Here is a 19,305-nt window from a genome sequence, read left to right on the forward strand (position 1 = left end):
CCTGTCGCCGTCGCGGAGCATCCGCCTGGCAGTACCTCGGCACCGTCATCGCAGCCGCTCGCAAAGGCTTGCAGCTCCCCGCCATCCCCGCCATCCCGGCAACCGTGTAGGGGGAGTGAATGATTACAATGCTGCCGTTTTCGGTGGTAGAACACCTCGATGTACTCGAAACTGGCGGCCTTCATGTCAGCCTGGGTCGTGTACTGGACGCCCTGCACCCGCTCGTTCTTGAAGCGGTTGAACCCGCGGTCGGGGTGTTGTCCCAGCAGTTGCCCTTCCGGCTCATCGAGCAGGTCATGCCATATTCCTGGAGCTTGGCTTGGAAGGCGTGGCGCATACTGGCTGCCCCGGTCGGAGGGGTGCAACAGTCCAGGCGCCGGCCGCTTCCGGAACCAGGCCATGGTCAGCGCATCGGTCACGATATCAGGGGTCATGCGTGGCTTCAGGGACTAGCCCACGACCTCGCGGTTGAACCAGTCGAGAACGATGGCCAGATACAGCCAGCCTTCGTCCGTCCACAAATACGTGAGGCTCATTATGCGTTTCGGACTGCTACGTCAGAAGGGCGTTCAGCAGGGGTTTTAGCCAGCCTTTGCCCCGGATTCTGGCATTGTGCACGAATTGAAAGAAGCCCAGGTAGAGCGGAAGCTTCTCCTGTGAAATGCCGCGGTGAGGACGCAGCCAAGAGCGCCGGCGGCGATTGGTTTTTTTCTTGGTTGGCTCAATGTGAAATGCCGCGGTGAGGACGCAGCCAAGAGCGCAGCAATGACCAGAAGCCTTCCATCGTGTTGACTGAACCTCGTGGAATCCGTCCCCGTCGTCATCACGAGCCTATTCGCCCCGGCTATGGCACACGGTCTGATGTTCGTCACCCCACTCGGGCAGGCGGGCGTAGAGGTCATATTCATCCGTATCAATGGTCGTTCCGGGTACGATGACGGACAGGATCAATGGCTTGATTGTCGGTTGCCGAACGTTCGCCAGCATGCGCACCACCACCTCACCCCCGCGTTGGAGAAGTCCCAGGATCGGGGGCTTCTCCTTTTCCAGGGTGCCACGTCCACGCGCGCCCTTCAGGCGCCTGCGCCGGCCTTTACGGCCTTTTTTTACCGCGTCGGGTGGCCCTTTGTGGCCTGCCACGACGTATACCTCGTCACATTCCCCTTCACCCGAGAGAGTCGGAACCTGTTGCACCGCCACGATTCCATCCCGCAATTGCGATACCATGCGCTGCACGTCGTCCTTGTTCAGCCCCAACTCCTGCCCGATCTGCGGGTTGGAGAGATTCAATCCCATCCGGTAAAGGCACAGAATCCAGACCCGCAACGGCTGATGATGACCCGCGAAGATCGTCCCGGTCAGATCGTCAAAGCAGCGCCCGCAACTCGTACAGCGGGATTTCTGGCGCGACCGATGGGTCATGTCGTGGCCTTTTCGTCACTTCCGACGAAGCACCATGGGGACAGCGGACACCCTCCGGCCAGCGTTGCTGACGCACTTCTTCGTAACACTTGGCATCATCCAGCAGGTTCTGTAGGGGTAGCATCCGTTCCACTTTCACGTACAAGCCAACCATATCCTACCCGATCTCTGTCTCTTCGCAGGAGACCCGGACAACTGTCCGAAACGCATAATGGGCCTTGTGGATATGGGTGGTCGGGCGGTTGATCTCCTTGCGCCAGATCTCGATCTCCGCGATGTCATTTAGCGCCTCGAACGGGAATGAGTCGTACTCGATTGCGCGAGAGCCGGTCTTAGGCCCAAGATGGACGAAGGGGTTCCCCATGTTCTCATCGCCGAATGGAAGTTGCGGTGCAGGGCCGTCGGCGAGAGCGCGCCAACGCGCCGATACTGCCGAGCCTGTCCGCATACCTGCTGCCTTGTGCCGATTCATCCATCGTCCTGTGTCGCATGTGTGTCAGGGCGTCTAACAAGTGGATAGGCGAGGGCGAAGGCGGGGTTTCGCGCAGCCTGCTGCGCGCCGCCGTAGCCGGCCGGCTGTGCAAAAGCCGGCCGCGTGGGCGGGAGCGAGTGAGCAACGCCGCAGATCGGCCGTGCAGTAGATTTATTGACAAGCTCTGAGAATCTGCACGCTGCGCCCCGCCACCAGGGTGCCGGTCGTGCGCGTTTGGGGGGCAAAGGGGGCCTGCGCGCTGCTGTCGCAGATCTGCTGCCAGACTCCTGCCGGCAGCAGGAAGGAAGTCTGGTCGTCGTCGCGGTTGATCAGGCATAGCAGGGTTTCGCCATCCGGTCCATTGCCCACGGCTGAACGTTCGGGAGCGAGTTGCAGACCGAAGGCGCCCAGTTTTTTCGACTCCCAGTCGGCGTGGTGCATCGGTCTGCCTGCAGGATGCCACCAGAGCACATCGGGCTGCCCGTCGACAGTGATCTCGCCGGTCAGCCAACGGCGTTGCCGCAGTTGCGGGAAACGTCGGCGCAAGCCGATCAGCCCGGCGACAAAGTCGATCAGCTCGGCATCGGCGTTCTTCCAGTCGAGCCAGGTCATCGCATTGTCCTGGCAGTAGGCGTTGTTGTTGCCGGCCTGTGTGCGTCCGATTTCGTCGCCACTCTGCAGCATCGGCACGCCCTGGGACAGCATCAGCGTGGCGAGGAGCGCGCGCTGCAGGCGCCGGCGCCTTTCGAGTACGGCCGGATCCGTGCTGATCCCTTCCTCACCGCAGTTCGACGAGTGGTTATGGCCGTGCCCGTCACGATTGTCCTCGCCATTCAATTCGTTGTGCTTCTTCTGATAGCTGACGAGATCGCGCAGGGTGAAACCGTCATGCGCGGTGATGAAGTTGGTTCCCGCCTGGGGCGCGCGCCCGTTGACGCCGAAGACTTCGCGTGACCCGGCGAGCCGTTGTGCCAGTTGTCCGACACCGGCCTGGTGGGTCAGCCAGAAGGCGCGCACGTCGTCGCGGAAGCGGTCGTTCCATTCGCTCCAACCCGGCAGGAAACGCCCCAGACGGTAGCCGTCGGGTCCGATGTCCCAGGGCTCGGCGATCAGCTTGACACGCTGCAGCAAGGGGTCCTGCCGCACGGCGGCGAGAAAGGCGCTGTCGCGTGTCAGTGTGGCCGCGAGGTCGAAGCGGAAACCATCGACGTGCATGACGCCGACCCAGTAGCGAAGCGCATCCATGACCATTTGCAGAACCCGCGGATGGGCGAGATTCAGGGTGTTTCCACAGCCGGTGAAGTTTTCGTAGCGGTTGAGATGACCGGGGGGCAACAGGTAGTAGCTCAGGTTGTCGATGCCGCGAAACGAGAGGGTCGGGCCCGCCTCGTCGGTTTCGGCGGTATGGTTGAAGACCACGTCGAGAATGACTTCGAGGCCGGCGGTGTGCAACGAGCGGACCATCGTCTTGAACTCGGCGATCACCGACTGCCCGCCGATGCGCGCTGCATAGCGCGGTTCCGGGGCGAAGAAGGCGAGCGAGTTGTAGCCCCAGTAATTGACCAGGCCCTTGTCTGCCAGATGCTTTTCGTCGAGAAAGTGGCACACCGGCAGCAGGTTGATGGCGGTGACCCCGAGCCGCTGGAAATGTTCGATCATCGCCGGCGCGGCGAGACCGGCGTAGGTTCCGCGCAGCACTTCGGGTACGCCGGGGTGTTGCCGGCTGCAGCCCTTGACATGCGCCTCGTAGAGAACCGTGTCAGCCAGCGCTGTCGCGGGTGAGGCGTCACCTTCCCAGTCGAATGCTTCGTCAACCACACAGGCGGTCAGGCAGTTTCCCTGGTTGCCCTGCGTCCGCCACGAGAAACGGCCGGCCACTTCGCGCGCGTAGGGATCGAGCAGAAAACGCCGGGAATCGAAGCGGTGGCCTTGCCGATGGCCATGGTGGCCGTGGCCGTTGGGGTCGGGTCCCTCGGGGCCATGCACCCGGTAGGCATAGCGCAACCCTGGCCCGGCACCAGCCAGGTAGCCATGCCAGATCTCGTCGCTGCATTCGCGCAGCGGCAGCGTGCGCATCCCGTCCGCGTTGAAGACACACAACTCGACGCGCGTGGCGTGCGCCGAAAAAAGCGCGAAGTTCACGCCGTGTCCGTCCCAGCTGGCGCCGAGCGGCCACGGCCGCCCGGCTTCAAGGTTGGCGCCGTCGCTCATGGTATCCATTCGAGGTACAGCGCGGCGAGGGGCGGCAACGTCAGATTCAGCGACCATTCGCGGCCATGCGCCGGCACCTGTTCGGCATGGACCGGCTCGAAGCCATTGCCGACGTTGCTGCCGCCGTAATACTCGGAGTCGGTGTTGATCCGTTCGCAATACCTTCCCGGCATCGGTACGCCGATCCGGTAGCCATGCCGAACGACCGGCGTGAAGTTGCCGACGTAGAGGATGGCGCGGGAATGATCGCGCGACCAGCGAACGAAGGCGACCACCGAACACTCGGCATCGTCGGGGGCCACCCATTCAAAACCGGTCGGCTCGAAATCGACCTGGTGCAGTGCCGGATTGCTACGGTAGATGTTGTTGAGATCGCGGATGAGGGTGCGCACGCCGGCGTGCAGCGGAAAGTCGAGCAGTCCCCAGTCGAGCGAATGATCGTGATTCCACTCGTTCCACTGGCCGATCTCGCCGCCCATGAACAGCAGCTTCTTGCCCGGATGCGCCCACATGTAGCCATACAATGCGCGCAGATTGGCGAACTTCTGCCAGTAGTCGCCAGCCATCTTGCTGATCAGCGAGCCTTTGCCATGCACCACTTCGTCATGCGACAGCGGCAGGATGAAGTTTTCGGTGTAGGCGTACATCATTCCGAAGCTGAGCTGATTGTGGTGATAGCGGCGATGCACCGGGTCCTTGGCCATGTAGTCGAGAACATCGTGCATCCAGCCCATGTTCCACTTGTAGTGGAAGCCGAGTCCACCCATCGAAGGGGGACGGCTGACCATCGGCCAGGCTGTCGATTCCTCGGCGTAGGTGGAAGCGCTCGGGTGCTCCTGACCGAGGACCTCGTTCATGCGGCGCAGGAAGGCCACGGCCTCAAGGTTCTCGCGGCCGCCATAGACGTTCGGCAGCCATTGCCCGTCTTCGCGGCTGTAGTCGCGGTAGAGCATCGAGGCGACGGCGTCCACGCGCAGGCCGTCGACGCCGTAGCGTTCGATCCAGAACAACGCGTTGCCGATCAGGTAGTTGCTGACTTCGCGGCGGCCGAAGTTGTAGATCAGGGTGCCCCAATCCTGATGCATGCCCTCGCGCGGGTCGGCATGCTCGTACAGCGCGGTGCCGTCGAAGCGACCGAGACCGTGTTCGTCGGTCGGAAAATGCGCCGGTACCCAGTCGACGATCACGCGCAGTCCGGCGTCGTGGCAGGCGTGGACGAAGTCGCGGAAACCGGTCGGGTTGCCATGACGGGCCGTCGGGGAGTAAAGCCCTAGCGGCTGATAGCCCCAGGAACCATCGAAGGGGTGCTCGGAAACCGGCAGCAATTCGAGATGCGTGAAGCCGAGGTCGACCACGTAAGGGATCAGGGTTTCGCTCAGCCGTTGCCAGTCCGGAAAGCCGCCATCGTCAGCCCGCCGCCAGGAGGCCAGATGCACCTCGTAGACCGACAAGGGGGTGCCCAGCTCGTCTCCGGCCGCTGCCGGCGCGGGTTCCACGGGTTTGGGCAGGGCGCAGACGATCGACGCCGTCGACGGCCGCAGTTCGGCCTGAAAGCCGTATGGGTCGGATTTGAGCGGCAGCAGATAGCCATCGTGCGAGCGAATTTCGTATTTGTAGTGCGCGCCGGCGCCCACTCCGGGCAGAAAGATTTCCCAGACCCCGCATTCCCGGCGCAGGCGCATCGGGTGGCGACGGCCGTCCCAGGTATTGAAATCGCCGACGACGCTGACCCGTTGCGCGTCCGGTGCCCAGACCGCGAAAACCGTTCCGGCCACGCCATCGATCTCGCACAGGTGCGCACCGAGGCGTTCGAAGGGCCGCAGGTGCGAGCCTTCGGCGAGCAGCCAGACGTCCATTTCACCGAGTACGGTCGGGAAACGATACGGGTCATCGGTTTCCTGAACACCGTATTCCCAGTTGATCCGCAGGCGGTAGGGGAAACGGTTGCGGCGGCGAGGCATCAGTCCTTCGAAGAAGCCTTCGACTCCTTCGATCTCGATATGCGCCAGCTCGGCGATCTGCCTCCCGGTTTTGGCCTCCAGGACGGCCACCGAGCGGGCACCCGGTTGCAGACTGCGAACCCATAGTCCACCGTCGGCATCGGTATGCATTCCAAGGACCGCATAAGGGTCGCCGTGTTCCGCCCGGCAAAGGGCGATGATCTCTGCATGATCAAGCATTTGGGACTTCCTTACCTTAATATGAAAGTCGCGTCAGCGACTTACGAATCTCCCCTCCCCACTGGCGGGGGAGGGGTCGGGGGGTGAGAGGGGGAATTCGCAGAGCCTGCTCCGCGCCCATCGAACGATTCCGGCGTGCCAGCTGGAATGCGCCCTGCAAGGGAGGGAAACGGTCATGACTTTCATGATGGATGGGCCTTGAAAAGTCATGACCGTTACTTAAAGTGTGCGAATTTTCCAGGTGTCGTTGGCATAGTCAGCGATCGTTCGGTCAGCCGAGAAGGGGCCCATCCCGGCGACGTTGAGAATGGCTTTGCGCTGCCACTCGGCGGGCGTCAGATAGAGGGCGTCGACACGCGCCTGGGTGGCGATATAGTCCGTGTAGTCGGCAAGCAGCAGGTAGTGGTCGCCGTAATGCACCAGGCAATTGAAGATGTCGTGATAGCGCGAACGTTCGCCTGGCGAGAAGACGCCGCTATCGATCTTGTCAAGCACCTCCTTGAGACGGGGATCGTTGAGGTACAGATCGTGCGGCTGATAGCCGGACTGGCGGATGGCGCTGACCTGTGCGGTATTGTGGCCGAAAATGAAGATGTTGTCGGCGCCGACGTTGTCGCGAATCTCGATATTGGCGCCATCTTCGGTGCCGATGGTCAATGCACCGTTGAGCGAGAGCTTCATGTTGCCAGTGCCCGAGGCTTCGGTGCCGGCTGTCGAAATCTGTTCGGAGAGGTTGGCGGCCGGCATGATCAGTTCGGCAACGGAAACGCCATAGTTGGGAATGAAGACAACCTGCAGCAGGTCGCGGGTGCGTGGGTCGTTGTTGACCACAGCGGCGACATCGTGAATCAGCCGGATCACCTGTTTGGCCATGTGATACGACGATGCCGCCTTGCCGGCGAAGATCACGCTGCGCGGTGCCACACCCTCGGTCGATCCCTCCAGCAGCGCGTTGTAGCGGGTGATCACGTGTAGTACGTTGAGCAATTGCCGCTTGTATTCGTGGATGCGTTTGACCTGCACGTCGAACAGGCTGTCGGGGTTCAGGGTGACGCCGGTTTCACGGGCGACGTAACTGGCCAGGCGTTGCTTGTTGCCGCGTTTGGCTTCGGCGAAGGCGCTCCGGAAACCGGCGTCGTCGGCGCTCGCCCGCAATTCGTGCAGGCGCTCCAGATGCAGGCGCCAGTCCCGGCTGTCGAGGCGTTCGTCGAGCAGGGAGGAGAGGGCGGGATTGGCCTGGGCCAGCCAGCGGCGTGGCGTGACACCGTTGGTCTTGTTATGGAAGCGTTCGGGGTAGAGGCGGGCAAAGTCGGCAAAGATGGTCTGCACCATCAGGTCCGAGTGCAATTGCGAAACGCCGTTGACCCGGTGACTGCCGACAATGCACAGGTTCGCCATGCGGACGCGTTTGTCCTTGTCGTGGCCGCCACCGTCGTCGATCATCGAGACGCGCCGGATCAGGTCGATGTCTCCGGGGTAGAGGCGAAGCACTTCGTCGAGAAACTCCTGGTTGATGCGGTAGATGATCAACATATGGCGGGGCAACACGCGCTGAACCAGGGTGACCTTCCAGGTTTCCAGGGCTTCGGGCATCAGCGTGTGGTTGGTGTAGGAGAAAATGCGCCGGCACTGATCCCAGGCGGTGGCCCAGGCCATCCCATGTTCGTCGACCAGGAGACGCATCAACTCGGCGACGCTGATTGCCGGGTGGGTGTCGTTGAGATGGATCGCCACCTGCTCGGCCAGATTGCAGAAGCTGCCGTGCTCGGACAGATGGCGAAACAGGATGTCCTGCAACGATGCGGAAACGAAAAAATATTCCTGGCGCAGACGCAGTTCGCGGCCGGCCGAAGTGCTGTCATTCGGGTAGAGAACCCAGGAAATGTTCTCGAAACGATTCTTGAACTCGGCGGCGCGCTGGTAGTCGCCGGTATTGAAGGCGCCGAGGTCGATGTGCGACGGCGCGGCGGCTTTCCACAGGCGCAGGGTGCTGACCCGTTCGGTCCCGTGACCGGGGATCACGTAATCGAACGCCTTGGCTTCGACCGAATCGGCGGCATGCCATTCCGCCCACTCGCCGTGATGCTCGGCATGGCCACCAAAGCGCACGGTATAGTGCTTGTTGGCGCGCGGGAATTCCCAGGGCGAACGATCCTGCAGCCAGGCTTCCGGCTGCTCGACTTGCTGGCCGTTGAGGATCGACTGCGCAAACATGCCGTATTCATAGCGGACGCCGTAGCCCCAGGAGGGAAGTCCGAGGGTGGCCATCGAATCGAGAAAGCAGGCCGCCAGCCTGCCCAGACCGCCGTTGCCGAGTGCCGCGTCAGGCTCGCATTCGATCACCTCGTCGAGTGATGGACCGGGTGCGGTGAACGCGGCCGCTGCCTGGTCTCGCAGATCGAGTGCTGCCAGGGCATTGTTCATCGCGCGGCCGATCAGGAATTCCATTGACAGGTAATAGATGCGTCGTGCCTTGTTATCTCGGTCAGCATTCTGGGTGTCGACCCAACGTTGCGCCAGTTGCTCTCGTGCCACGTGTGAAAGTGCCTGATAGAGGTCGGCCGTGCTGGCTCTGGTGGGTTCGGCAGCAACGATGGAGAGCAGTTTGTGCTCGATTTCGGAGCGCAGTGCTGGGCTTTCGGAATCGGGTTGAGCGGCATCGGACATCAGGCGGATACTCCAGTAAAGTTCATGGGCAACCCTCGCTGTCGGCCAGGGCATGGGCAGCGCCAAGCAGGGCCGGCGTCGGAGAAAGCATTAGATAGGTCGGAATTGCGGCCAGGTAGGCAGCGAAGCGCCCCTTGGCCTCGAAACGAGCGCGAAATGGTGAGCGATCGAAAATGTCTCCCAGTCTGGGAATGATACCACCACCGACATACACACCACCCTGGGCGCCGAGGGTGAGGGCAAGATTTCCCGCGACCGAGCCGAGCATTGCGCAGAAAGTGTCGATCACTGCCCGGCATTGGACATCGTCGCCAGTGATCGCACGCGCGACAATCTCGGCAGTTGACAAGGGTTCGCCGCGGCGGCCGTCCACTTCGGCAACCAGCCGGTGCAACAAGGGCAGACCGCTGCCGGAAAGCAGGCGCTCGGCAGAGACATGTGCAAACTCCCGCCGGGCGAGGGCAAGGATCGTCGACTCGCGGGCGTCGGCGGCGGCTAGCGAGCAATGGCCGCCTTCGCCGGTCAGCGCCAGCCAGTGGCCGCGAGCGAAAAGCACGCCCGAGACGCCAAGGCCGGTCCCCGGTCCCAGCACGGCCTTGGGAGCCCGCTCGATTGGCACGCCACCGCCGACCTGATGCAGATCGGCGGCTGTGAGCTGTGGTAGCGACAAGGCCAGGGCGGTGAAGTCGTTGAGCAGAAGCAGGCGGCTCAGCCCGAATTCTGCCATCAGGTTGGCGCGCACGAAAGTCCAGGTGCCATTGGTCAGCCGGACCACTTCATCCTGTACCGGGCCGGCCAGGGCGATCGCCGCTGCCTGTAGGGCCGGGCCGCCAACGTCGGTGAGGTAGGCCTGAATCGCTGCCGCCGGTCCGGGGAAGTCGGCCACCGCGAGAATGCGTACCCGGTCCGGAGCACCGGATTCGTCGAGCAGCGCAAAACGGGCGCGCGTGCCACCGATGTCGGCGACCAGCAGGGTGTATGGCGTCATGGCAGTGCCTGCTCGGTGTCGGGGAGTGGGTCGAGGGTTCTCATGTGTCAAGCCAATCGATGACGTGGCTGCTCTGTTATCTTGTTCGGGAGGCCGTTGCAAGTCGAAGATGAATGCCCCGCCGGAAGGATGGGCATGTTCCCGGATCTTCGCACCAAATACGGTATTTTTCAAAGACCCGACGCATCTGACGTTCTCCCCCGGACACCGGCATCAGTTGTCCGGCAGTCTCTCCGGTGCACGCGGGTTCTGTCAAGCCGGGACTTGCCGAATCGTCACGCCATCGCTATTGTGACCCCCCGTTTCCCTGATGCCTGGCTGCCACGCACTTCCGGATGAGCCTGCAATCGGTACGTGAATCGATACGTACTTTCCTTCTCGCCTGCGATCTGAACCCACTGAAGGCCAACATGTGAATGACGCGCATCTGATCAGAAAACTGGGCGAGCTGCTCGGCTCCGAGAATGTGCTGACTGCCACCGACCGCATGGCGGCATACCTGGCCGATTGGCGGGGTCGTTATCGCGGTGCGGCGCTCTGCGTCGTGCGGCCGGCGACCACTGCAGCGGTATCGGCGGTGGTTCGGGCCTGTGCCGAGGCTGGCGTGGCGATGGTCCCGCAGGGCGGCAACACCAGCCTGTGCGGCGCGGCGACGCCTGCGCTCGATGGCCGCTCGGTGCTGATCAGCCTTTCCCGAATGCAGCGCGTGCGCGCACTCGACACCGCCAACAACACCATCACCGTCGAAGCGGGTTGCGTGCTGCAGGCCGTACAGGAACTGGCCGCACAGGCGGGGCGGCTGTTTCCGCTGTCGCTGGCGGCCGAAGGCAGTTGTCAGATCGGCGGCAATCTGTCCACCAACGCGGGAGGCGTACAGGTCCTGCGCTACGGCAACATGCGCGAACTGACGCTGGGCCTCGAAGTGGTGCTGCCGAGTGGCGAGATCTGGGATGGTCTGCGGGCCCTGCGCAAGGACAATACCGGCTACGACCTGAAGCACCTGTTCATCGGCGCGGAGGGAACGCTGGGGATCATCACTGCGGCGGTATTGAAGCTTTTCCCGCTGCCACGCGCGACCGCCACCGCCTGGCTGGCGATTGCCTCGCCGGCGCTGGCAGTACGCCTGCTGGCCGACCTGCAGGCGCGCTTCGGTGCGTCGCTGACCGCCTGCGAACTGGTTTCCGAAGCGGCCCTTGCTCTGGTTCGCAAACACATTCCGGGGACGCATCCGGCGCTGTCGGCAAGCCCGTGGCATCTCCTGATCGAACTCTCAGGTGGCAGTGACGATACGGCGCAGCGCGATGCGCTGGCAGCGTTTCTCGAAACGGCGCTCGACGAATGCGCCCTTGGCGACGCGCTGTTGGCGCAAAGCGGCGAGCAGGCGAGGCGTCTGTGGGCGCTGCGCGAGAATATCGGCGAAGCGCAGAAGCGCGCCGGCCTGAGCATCAAGCACGATGTCTCGCTGCCGATTTCGCGTCTTCCCGAGTTTGTCGAGCGCGCCAACCGGGCGCTCGAACAAGCTTTTCCGGAGATTCGCATCGTCACCTTCGGGCACATCGGCGACGGCAATCTACACTACAACCAGTCCAAATCGTCCGCCGGCGAGAACGCGGTCTTCCTGGCCGCACAGCCCGAAGTCAACCGGATCGTCCATGACCTGGTGCATGAACTGGGTGGCAGCATCAGCGCCGAACACGGCATCGGCCAGTTGAAGCGTATGGAATTGCTGCGCTACAAGAGCCCGGTCGAAATCGGGATGATGCGCGCGATCAAGCGCACCCTCGATCCACGGGGGTTGATGAATCCCGGCAAGGTGCTTTGAGTTCCCTGGGTCAATGCCGCGTCGGTGACGTCTTCTGCAGCGCATCGTCGAAGAGTGCATCGATGGCCGGCGCGTCGAAACGGTACTCCAGGTTGCAGAGGTCGTCCCTGATCAGCACTTCGCCATGTTCACGCAGGGTGGCGTAGACTTCGGCGGGGCCGAGCGAACGTAGCAGCGCACGGACTTTGTCCCAGTCCTCGGGGCAGTGGTGAACGACCGGCCGGGACGGAAAAAGGCGAACGGTTTCTTCAGGAAAGAGGCGGTGCAGCAGTTCTTCGGCAGGCAGCGACCAGAGTTCGGTCGCCTTGACGGTGGCCGCCAGCGCCTCGACGCGCGTCCAGCCGTCTGCATCGCACTGATCGGCAGTGGGCAGTTTCTGGATGAAGAGTCCGGACGCTGCGCTGGCCGAAGCGGCCAGGAAAAAGCGCGCGGGCAACTGTTCCGACTGCTCGAGGTAGTGCTCGAAGACCTCGGCGATGCTTTCGCCATCGAGTGGGACGATGCTCCGATAGGGTTCGCGCATCGATGGCCGGTCGAGCACGAGCAGCAACTGGCCATCGCCGAGCAGCTCCGGAACGGACTCGGCTTGCGGTTGCGCCTCGCATCTGGCCATGCCGCGAATCTGCAACTGCTCGTTGCAGTCGACGACCAGCAGCGACACCGGGCCGCTGCCGCGCATCTGGATTGTCAAGCGACCGGACTGTTTGAGGTTGTCGGCGAGCAGCAGGGTGGTGACGCTCATTTCTCCGAGCAATCGGGCAACCGCTGCCGGGTAGTCGCGATTCCCGAGCATTTTCCGCCACGCCGGTCCGAGGCGAACCAAGGCGCCCCGGATGTCGAGGTCGTCGATCAGAAAGCGGCTCAGGCAGTCGTCGAGCATGCGGAGGGTGGGGGATCAGCAGGCACAGCACTCAGGAGACGGCGAGCATTCTTTCCAGCGCCAGCTTGGCGAGTGCCCGCTCATGCTCGGGTACCGTGATCCGGTTGACTACCTGCCCATCGGCCAGATTTTCGAGTGTCCACGCCAGATGCTGCGGGTCGATGCGCTGCATCGTCGAGCACATGCACACCGTTGGCGCCATGAACTGCACGATCTTGCCCTCGTGCCGGACTTCTTCGGCGAGACGGTTGACCAGATTGAGTTCGGTGCCGACCAGCCAGCGCGTGTTCGGCGGGGCTTCCTTGATCGTTCTGACGATGTGTTCGGTCGAGCCGACGAAATCCGACTGTCGGCAGACCTCGAAACTGCATTCCGGGTGGGCGATGACCAGGCCGTTGGGATGCTGATTGCGAAAACGCAGGATGTGCGCCGGCTGGAACATCTGATGGACCGAACAATGGCCTTTCCAGAGCAGCAGTTTTGCCCGCCGGATCTGCTCGGCGGTGAGGCCGCCCATCTCAAGGTCGGGGTCCCAGACCATCATCTCGTCGAGTGCGATGCCCATCTGGAAGCCGGTCCAGCGCCCGAGGTGCTGATCCGGAAAGAAGAGAATCTTCTCGCGACGCGCAAATGCCCAAGCAGCAATCGTGCCGGCATTCGACGAGGTGCACACGATGCCGTCGCGTGCGCCACAGAAGGCCTTGAGATCGGCCGCCGAGTTGATGTAGGTCACTGGCGTGAGCTGTTGATCCGCGTCGAGCACTTCGCCGAGTTCGCGCCAGCAGCGTTCGACTTTGGCCAGGTTGGCCATGTCGGCCATCGAGCAGCCGGCGGCCAGGTCGGGCAGGATGGCGATCTGCTCGGGCCCCGACATGATGTCGGCGACTTCGGCCATGAAATGCACGCCACAAAAAACGATATAGCGGGAATCGGTTCCCGAGGCAAGGCGCGAGAGTTTCAGCGAGTCGCCGGTGAAGTCAGCATATTGATAAACGTCGGCGCGCTGATAGTGGTGGCAGAGCAGCACGGCTTCCTTGCCGAGGCGCGCGCGCGCGGCACGGATTCGCTGATGACAGGCGTCGTCGTGTAACTGGTTGAATTGGTCGAAGTGGATGGTTGCGCTCGGCATGGTGAGGGTACTCGAATCGATGTCTGGGAAGCCGGTTCAGGCGGGCAGCGTCAGTTATGCCAGGGCAGGCCGGCGTGCCGCCAGCCGCCGATCCTGCCTCGCTGGCCGTTGGCGTCCTTGTCGCCCTCGAAGCCTTCGAGCACATTGTAGCAGTCACGTGGCGTCGCCTGGCTGACCAGCGCGGCTGCCTGGTGCGAACGCACGCCGCTGCGGCAGATGAACATCAGCAGCGATTCGCGATCGGTCTGCTGCGTCAGTTGCGCCAGGAAATGACTGTTGGGCCGGTTCTCGGGGTAACTCATCCATTCGATTTCGACGGCGCCAGGGATGCGTCCGACCCAGTCCCATTCGGCACGCGTGCGCACGTCGACCAGTTTGGCGCCGGGTGCCAGTTGCCAGACCTTGTACGCCTCCTCCGGAGTCAGTGCGCCGGTGTACGGGAGGCCAAGTTCGCGCCCGCGTTCGCGGGCGAGTTGCAGCAGATCGGTCAGTTTTCCCATGGTATCCTGCCAGATGGCCTGTATTGAAGGTTGAGGGACGCCCGATAAGGCGTCTGATGAAGCTCGGAGTATAAATCAGTTGTATCGTTCGCAGGACAGGGGGCTTTTTTTCGTGGCGCACCATATTGGTGCGCGATCAGATTTGGTGCACCGATAGAGTGCGCCAAAAAACCTCAAGAACACGCCAGAACCTTGTGGCACAATGAAAATCCACCGGGACAGTGATTGGCACGTTTTCTGCTAATTCCCCGCGCACCCCTGTTTTTCTACTATCGCCGGCGAGTCCGGCACCTCTTCAGGAGATTTTGCAATGGCAAGCCCGCAAGACGTAATCAACATGGTCAAGGAAAACGAGGCGAAGTTCGTTGACTTCCGCTTCACCGATACGCGTGGCAAGGAGCAGCACGTGACGGTTCCGGTCAGCGCTTTTGGCGAGGACAAGTTCGAGAACGGCCACGCTTTCGATGGTTCGTCAATCGCTGGCTGGAAAGGAATTCAGGCTTCGGACATGCAGTTGATGCCCGATCCGAGCACCGCCTATGTCGATCCCTTTTTCGATGAGACCACCGTGGTCATCACCTGTGATGTGGTCGATCCGGCCGATGGCCGCGGCTACGACCGCGATCCCCGTTCGATTGCCAAGCGCGCCGAGGCCTATCTCAAGTCGAGCGGCATTGGTGACACCGCCTACTTCGGACCCGAACCCGAATTCTTCATTTTCGATTCGGTGTCCTGGAGCGTCGACATGTCGGGCTGCACCCTGAAGATCTTCTCGCAGGAAGCGGCCTGGACGAGTGGCGAAAAGGGCGACAACGAGGGGGGGTCGGGTCACCGTCCGGGGATCAAGGGGGGGTATTTCCCGGTACCGCCCGTCGATAGCCTGCACGACATCCGCTCGGCGATGGTGCTGACGCTCGAATCGGTCGGGGTGCCGGTCGAAGTGCATCACCACGAAGTTGCGACCGCCGGTCAGTGCGAGATCGGCACCCTGTTCAACACGCTGGTCAGGCGCGCCGACTGGACACAAGTGCTCAAGTACGTGGTCCATAACGTTGCGCATCAGTACGGCAAGACCGCGACTTTCATGCCGAAGCCGATCGTTGGCGACAATGGTTCGGGCATGCACGTCCATCAGTCGATCTGGAAGGATGGCAAGAACCTGTTTGCCGGCAATGGCTACGCCGGTCTTTCGGAATTGGCACTGTTCTACATCGGCGGCATCGTCAAGCATGCCAAGGCACTGAACGCGATCACCAACCCCGGCACCAATTCGTACAAACGCCTGGTGCCGCACTACGAAGCACCGGTCAAGCTGGCTTACTCGGCCAAGAACCGTTCGGCTTCGATCCGCGTGCCGCATGTCGCTTCCGACAAGGCCAGGCGTATCGAAACCCGCTTCCCAGACCCGATCGCCAATCCCTATCTGTGCTTCTCGGCCTTGTTGATGGCCGGTCTTGACGGCATTCAGAACCGCATTCATCCGGGCGATCCGGCAGACAAGAACCTCTATGACCTGCCCCCCGAAGAAGACGCCAAGATCCCGACCGTTTGCGCCAGCCTCGAAGAAGCGCTTGAATCGCTGGACAAGGATCGTGACTTCCTCACCCGTGGCGGAGTCTTTTCCGATGACTGGATCGACGCCTTCATCGAACTCAAGATGGACGAGGTCAACAAGGTGCGCATGACCACTCACCCGGTCGAGTTCGATCTGTACTACAGCTGCTGATCGGGCAGGCGCAGAACAGAGGACGGGCGTGCCCGTCCTTTTTTTGTCTACCGATCGACTTCCTGCCGCGTTACTATTGGTTCGATCCCTCTCCTGGCGTCGCCGGATGTTCAGGAAGAGGGTCGCCGGTTTCCCTCCGCGGCGACTGGCTGCGACCAAGGAATACGACGACGATGAAACTGCCAGGCCTGTGTCTTTCGATTGGACTGCTCGCTGCAGTATCGGCGCACGCGCAGGACATCTACAAATGTGCCGACCCCGACGGGCGGGTGACCTACTCGAATGTGCCGAGCAAGAGTTGCCGGAAACTTCTTCTCGATCCGGTCAACCTGGCGCCGGCGGCCCGGCCACCGGCTGCGGCGACGAAAACGCCGACGCCAGGCAATTTTCCGAAGGTGGACGATCAGACACAGAAGTCGCGTGATGGCGATCGTAGGCGCATTCTCGAGAACGAACTGGCGGCAGAACAGCGGAATGCCGAACAGGCGAAGAAGGAACTGGCCGAACAGGAAGGCATCGTTCTGCCGAGTGAGCGCATACAGGGTGGGGCGATCAGTGGCGGCAAGGTGCAGGAGCGGATCCAGACCTACAAGGACAAGGTGGCCCTGCATCAGCGCAATGTCGAGGCCATCCAGAAAGAAATCGCCAATCTGCGCTGATTGTCATGATCGTCAGGGCCTACCGCCCTGCAAAGCCCATGCCTGAACATTCGGGAAATCCATTTGCCGGTCTGGATCTGCTGTCGTCAGCAGTGGTTCTGCTTGACGCCCGCCTGGTTATCCGCTACCTGAATCCGGCAGCCGAGAACCTGCTGGAGATCAGCAACAAGGTGTTTACTGGTTGCCCGCTGGAAGGTGTCATGGAGTGCCCGCCGAGGTTACTGGCGGCACTCGACAGCGTGCTCAACCAAGGCTGGGGCTATACTGGGCAGAAAATCGGTTTGCGGCTCGTCGGTGGCGAGCTTCTGCAATTGAACTGTACGGTTAACCCGGTCGATTCCCCGGAGGCCAGCCTGCTGGTCGAATTGTGGCCGATCGATCAACAGTTGCGAGCGACTCGGGAAGAGCGTCTGGTCGAGCAGCAGCAGGCCAGTCGCGAGTTGATACGCAACCTGGTGCACGAAATCAAGAACCCGCTTGGCGGTATCCGTGGTGCGGCGCAATTGCTGGAGCGCGAGCTCAACCAGCCGGGCCTGCGCGAGTATACGCAGGTGATCATCAAGGAGACCGATCGCCTGCAGGATCTGATGCGCCGCCTGCTGTCGCCGCATCGGCCGATGCAGCCGGGGCCGGTAAACATTCACGAGATCCTGGAACGTGTGCGCAGCCTGCTGACTGCCGAGTTTCCGACCATCCTGAGCGTTTGTCGCGACTACGATACCAGCCTGCCGGAGCTGGTTGGTGATCGCGAACAACTGATCCAGGTCTTTCTGAACATCGCCAGGAATGCCGCGCAGGCGATTGACCGGCAGGCTGACGGGAGTGTCACCGTGCCTGGGCTGATCACGCTGCGCACCCGGGCCGCGCGCCAGGTGACCTTGTTCAAGCGCCGCTACCGGCTGGCGCTCGAAGTCAAGGTCATCGATGATGGCCCGGGAATTCCCGAGGATATTCGCGAACGCATGTTCTATCCGCTGGTTTCCGGTCGCCAGGGCGGTAGCGGCCTCGGGCTGACGCTGGCACAGAGTTTTGTGCAGCAACACCAGGGGACGATTGATTGTGAAAGCCAGCCGGGACAGACCTGTTTCACGATTCGCCTGCCGCTCGTCTGAGCCGGCTGGCAGGCTTCTTGCTAGCAAACGATGATACTTGACAAGTCGCCTGAGGAATCGATGAAACCGGTGTGGATCGTTGACGATGACAAATCAATCCGCTGGGTTCTCGAAAAGACCCTGGCGCGCGAAAAAATCGCTTTCCAAAGTTTTGCCTCGGCAACTGAAGCACTGGCGCAACTCGACGCCGGCGGCGAGGCGCCGCAGGTGCTGGTTTCCGACATTCGCATGCCGGGTCAGTCGGGACTGGAACTGTTGCAGGTATTCAAGGAACGCTTCCCGACGCTGCCGGTGATCATCATGACCGCTTATTCCGATCTGGAGAGTGCGGTATCGGCATTTCAGGGGGGGGCCTTCGAGTATCTGCCGAAACCCTTTGATGTCGATCAGGCTTTGGAACTGATCCGGCGGGCGATTGGCGAGAGTCTGCACCAGAGTGGTGCGCCGAATGATGAAGGATTGACGCCGGAGATTCTCGGTCAGGCCCCGGCGATGCAGGAAGTCTTCCGCGCCATTGGTCGCCTGAGTCAATCGAGCGCGACCGTTCTGATTACCGGCGAGTCGGGCTCCGGCAAGGAACTCGTGGCGCGCGCCGTGCATCGCCACAGTCCGCGTGCTGACAAGCCGTTCATCGCCATCAATACCGCGGCGATTCCCCGCGACCTGCTCGAATCGGAACTCTTTGGCCATGAACGGGGTGCCTTTACCGGCGCGGCGGCGCAGCGGCAGGGTCGTTTCGAGCAGGCCGAAGGGGGCACGCTGTTCCTCGATGAAATCGGCGACATGCCGGCAGAGCTGCAAACCCGGTTGTTGCGGGTGCTGTCGGATGGCCATTACTATCGGGTCGGCGGTCATTCGCCGCTGAAAACCCGGGTTCGCATCATTGCCGCGACGCATCAGGACCTCGAAGCGCGAGTCAGCCAGGGACTTTTTCGCGAGGATCTCTTTCACCGCCTGAACGTGATCCGCGTGCGCCTGCCGAGCTTGCGCGAAAGACCCGAGGACATTCCGATCCTGGCGCGCCACTTCCTGCTCAAGAGTGCCCAGGAACTCGGTGTCGAAGGCAAGCGCTTTTCCGAGGCTGCCCTGAAACATTTGTGTTCGCTCGATTTTTCGGGGAACGTGCGGCAACTCGAAAATCTCTGTCACTGGCTGACGGTGATGGCGCCGGGGCAACTCCTGGAAGTCGCCGACCTGCCGCCGGAACTGCGCGAGGCCGGGCCGGCGACGCCGGCCAACGACTGGCAAAGCGCGCTGGCGAACGAGGTCGAACGTCTGTTGGGAAGCGACCCTGGGCAGGTGCATGCGAAGTTGACGCAGGCCTTCGAACGCGTCCTGATCAACCGTGCGCTGGCTCATACCGGTGGGCGGCGAATCGAGGCTGCGCAGGCTCTCGGCATCGGCAGGAATACCATCACCCGCAAGATTCAGGAACTTGGCCTCGACGGCAGCGGTGCCGGCGACGATCGGGACGGCTCCTCTGCGCGATAAGGCGATTTCCGCGAATGGATATGCCGCTTGCCGACTATTGCCAGGT

13 protein-coding genes and 2 pseudogenes are annotated in these 19,305 nt (G+C 62.1%); 5 read left to right on the plus strand and 10 right to left on the minus strand.

Annotated features, from left to right (window positions below):
* Window positions 1-128 precede the first annotated feature (128 nt).
* The 7 genes and pseudogenes from V5B39_RS14080 to glk form a co-directional block, all read right to left on the minus strand.
* Window positions 129-530 (minus strand): annotated as a pseudogene (locus V5B39_RS14080) (DDE-type integrase/transposase/recombinase); the annotation flags it as partial.
* Window positions 531-552: 22 nt separating this feature from the next.
* Window positions 553-1,546 (minus strand): annotated as a pseudogene (locus tag V5B39_RS14085) (IS1595 family transposase).
* 33 nt (window positions 1,547-1,579) lie between these two features.
* On the minus strand, window positions 1,580-1,894 hold the full coding sequence (locus V5B39_RS14090; RefSeq protein ID WP_332343512.1) for a hypothetical protein: 315 nt from the start codon (window positions 1,892-1,894) through the stop codon (window positions 1,580-1,582).
* 171 nt (window positions 1,895-2,065) lie between these two features.
* The gene (glgX, locus tag V5B39_RS14095; RefSeq protein ID WP_332343513.1) at window positions 2,066-4,105 is read right to left on the minus strand and encodes a glycogen debranching protein GlgX; all 2,040 of its coding nucleotides are present in this window, start codon (window positions 4,103-4,105) and stop codon (window positions 2,066-2,068) included.
* The gene (gene glgB, locus V5B39_RS14100) at window positions 4,102-6,285 is read right to left on the minus strand and encodes a 1,4-alpha-glucan branching protein GlgB (RefSeq protein WP_332343514.1); all 2,184 of its coding nucleotides are present in this window, start codon (window positions 6,283-6,285) and stop codon (window positions 4,102-4,104) included. Before glgB ends, glgX begins: the two co-directional genes overlap by 4 nt.
* A gap of 219 nt (window positions 6,286-6,504) precedes the next feature.
* The gene (locus V5B39_RS14105; protein WP_332343515.1) at window positions 6,505-8,952 is read right to left on the minus strand and encodes a glycogen/starch/alpha-glucan phosphorylase; all 2,448 of its coding nucleotides are present in this window, start codon (window positions 8,950-8,952) and stop codon (window positions 6,505-6,507) included.
* Between the two features lie 22 nt (window positions 8,953-8,974).
* The gene (gene glk, locus V5B39_RS14110) at window positions 8,975-9,940 is read right to left on the minus strand and encodes a glucokinase (RefSeq protein WP_332343516.1); all 966 of its coding nucleotides are present in this window, start codon (window positions 9,938-9,940) and stop codon (window positions 8,975-8,977) included.
* A gap of 412 nt (window positions 9,941-10,352) precedes the next feature.
* Here glk and V5B39_RS14115 point away from each other — a divergent pair, with 412 nt between their 5' ends.
* Complete coding sequence (locus V5B39_RS14115) at window positions 10,353-11,762, plus strand: FAD-binding oxidoreductase (protein ID WP_332343517.1); 1,410 nt, start codon at window positions 10,353-10,355, stop codon at window positions 11,760-11,762.
* A 10-nt stretch (window positions 11,763-11,772) separates the two neighbouring features.
* On the opposite strand, the gene V5B39_RS14120 is transcribed toward V5B39_RS14115, so the two are convergent.
* From V5B39_RS14120 to V5B39_RS14130, 3 genes are read right to left on the minus strand one after another with little or no spacing between them, the layout of a single operon-like run.
* Complete coding sequence (locus tag V5B39_RS14120; protein ID WP_332343518.1) at window positions 11,773-12,642, minus strand: Hsp33 family molecular chaperone HslO; 870 nt, start codon at window positions 12,640-12,642, stop codon at window positions 11,773-11,775.
* A gap of 31 nt (window positions 12,643-12,673) precedes the next feature.
* On the minus strand, window positions 12,674-13,771 hold the full coding sequence (gene nadA, locus V5B39_RS14125) for a quinolinate synthase NadA (protein ID WP_332343519.1): 1,098 nt from the start codon (window positions 13,769-13,771) through the stop codon (window positions 12,674-12,676).
* 50 nt (window positions 13,772-13,821) lie between these two features.
* Window positions 13,822-14,271, minus strand: coding sequence for a rhodanese-like domain-containing protein (locus V5B39_RS14130; protein WP_332343520.1), 450 nt, complete (start codon window positions 14,269-14,271; stop codon window positions 13,822-13,824).
* Between the two features lie 310 nt (window positions 14,272-14,581).
* Between V5B39_RS14130 and glnA the strand changes: the two genes are divergently transcribed.
* From glnA to ntrC, 4 genes are all read left to right on the plus strand, one after another.
* A complete protein-coding gene (gene glnA, locus V5B39_RS14135; protein ID WP_034951510.1) occupies window positions 14,582-15,997 on the plus strand; it encodes a type I glutamate--ammonia ligase in 1,416 nt (471 codons plus the stop codon).
* A gap of 173 nt (window positions 15,998-16,170) precedes the next feature.
* Window positions 16,171-16,656: a DUF4124 domain-containing protein gene (locus tag V5B39_RS14140; RefSeq protein WP_332343521.1), complete on the plus strand. Its 486-nt coding sequence runs from the start codon at window positions 16,171-16,173 to the stop codon at window positions 16,654-16,656.
* A 38-nt stretch (window positions 16,657-16,694) separates the two neighbouring features.
* Complete coding sequence (glnL, locus tag V5B39_RS14145; protein ID WP_332343522.1) at window positions 16,695-17,768, plus strand: nitrogen regulation protein NR(II); 1,074 nt, start codon at window positions 16,695-16,697, stop codon at window positions 17,766-17,768.
* Window positions 17,769-17,828: 60 nt separating this feature from the next.
* Window positions 17,829-19,259 carry a nitrogen regulation protein NR(I) gene (gene ntrC, locus V5B39_RS14150; RefSeq protein ID WP_332343523.1) on the plus strand — a complete coding sequence of 477 codons (1,431 nt, stop codon included), beginning with the start codon at window positions 17,829-17,831 and terminating at the stop codon, window positions 19,257-19,259.
* The last annotated feature ends 46 nt before the right edge of the window (window positions 19,260-19,305 follow it).

This window comes from Accumulibacter sp., assembly GCF_036625275.1.
Taxonomy (GTDB): domain Bacteria; phylum Pseudomonadota; class Gammaproteobacteria; order Burkholderiales; family Rhodocyclaceae; genus Accumulibacter.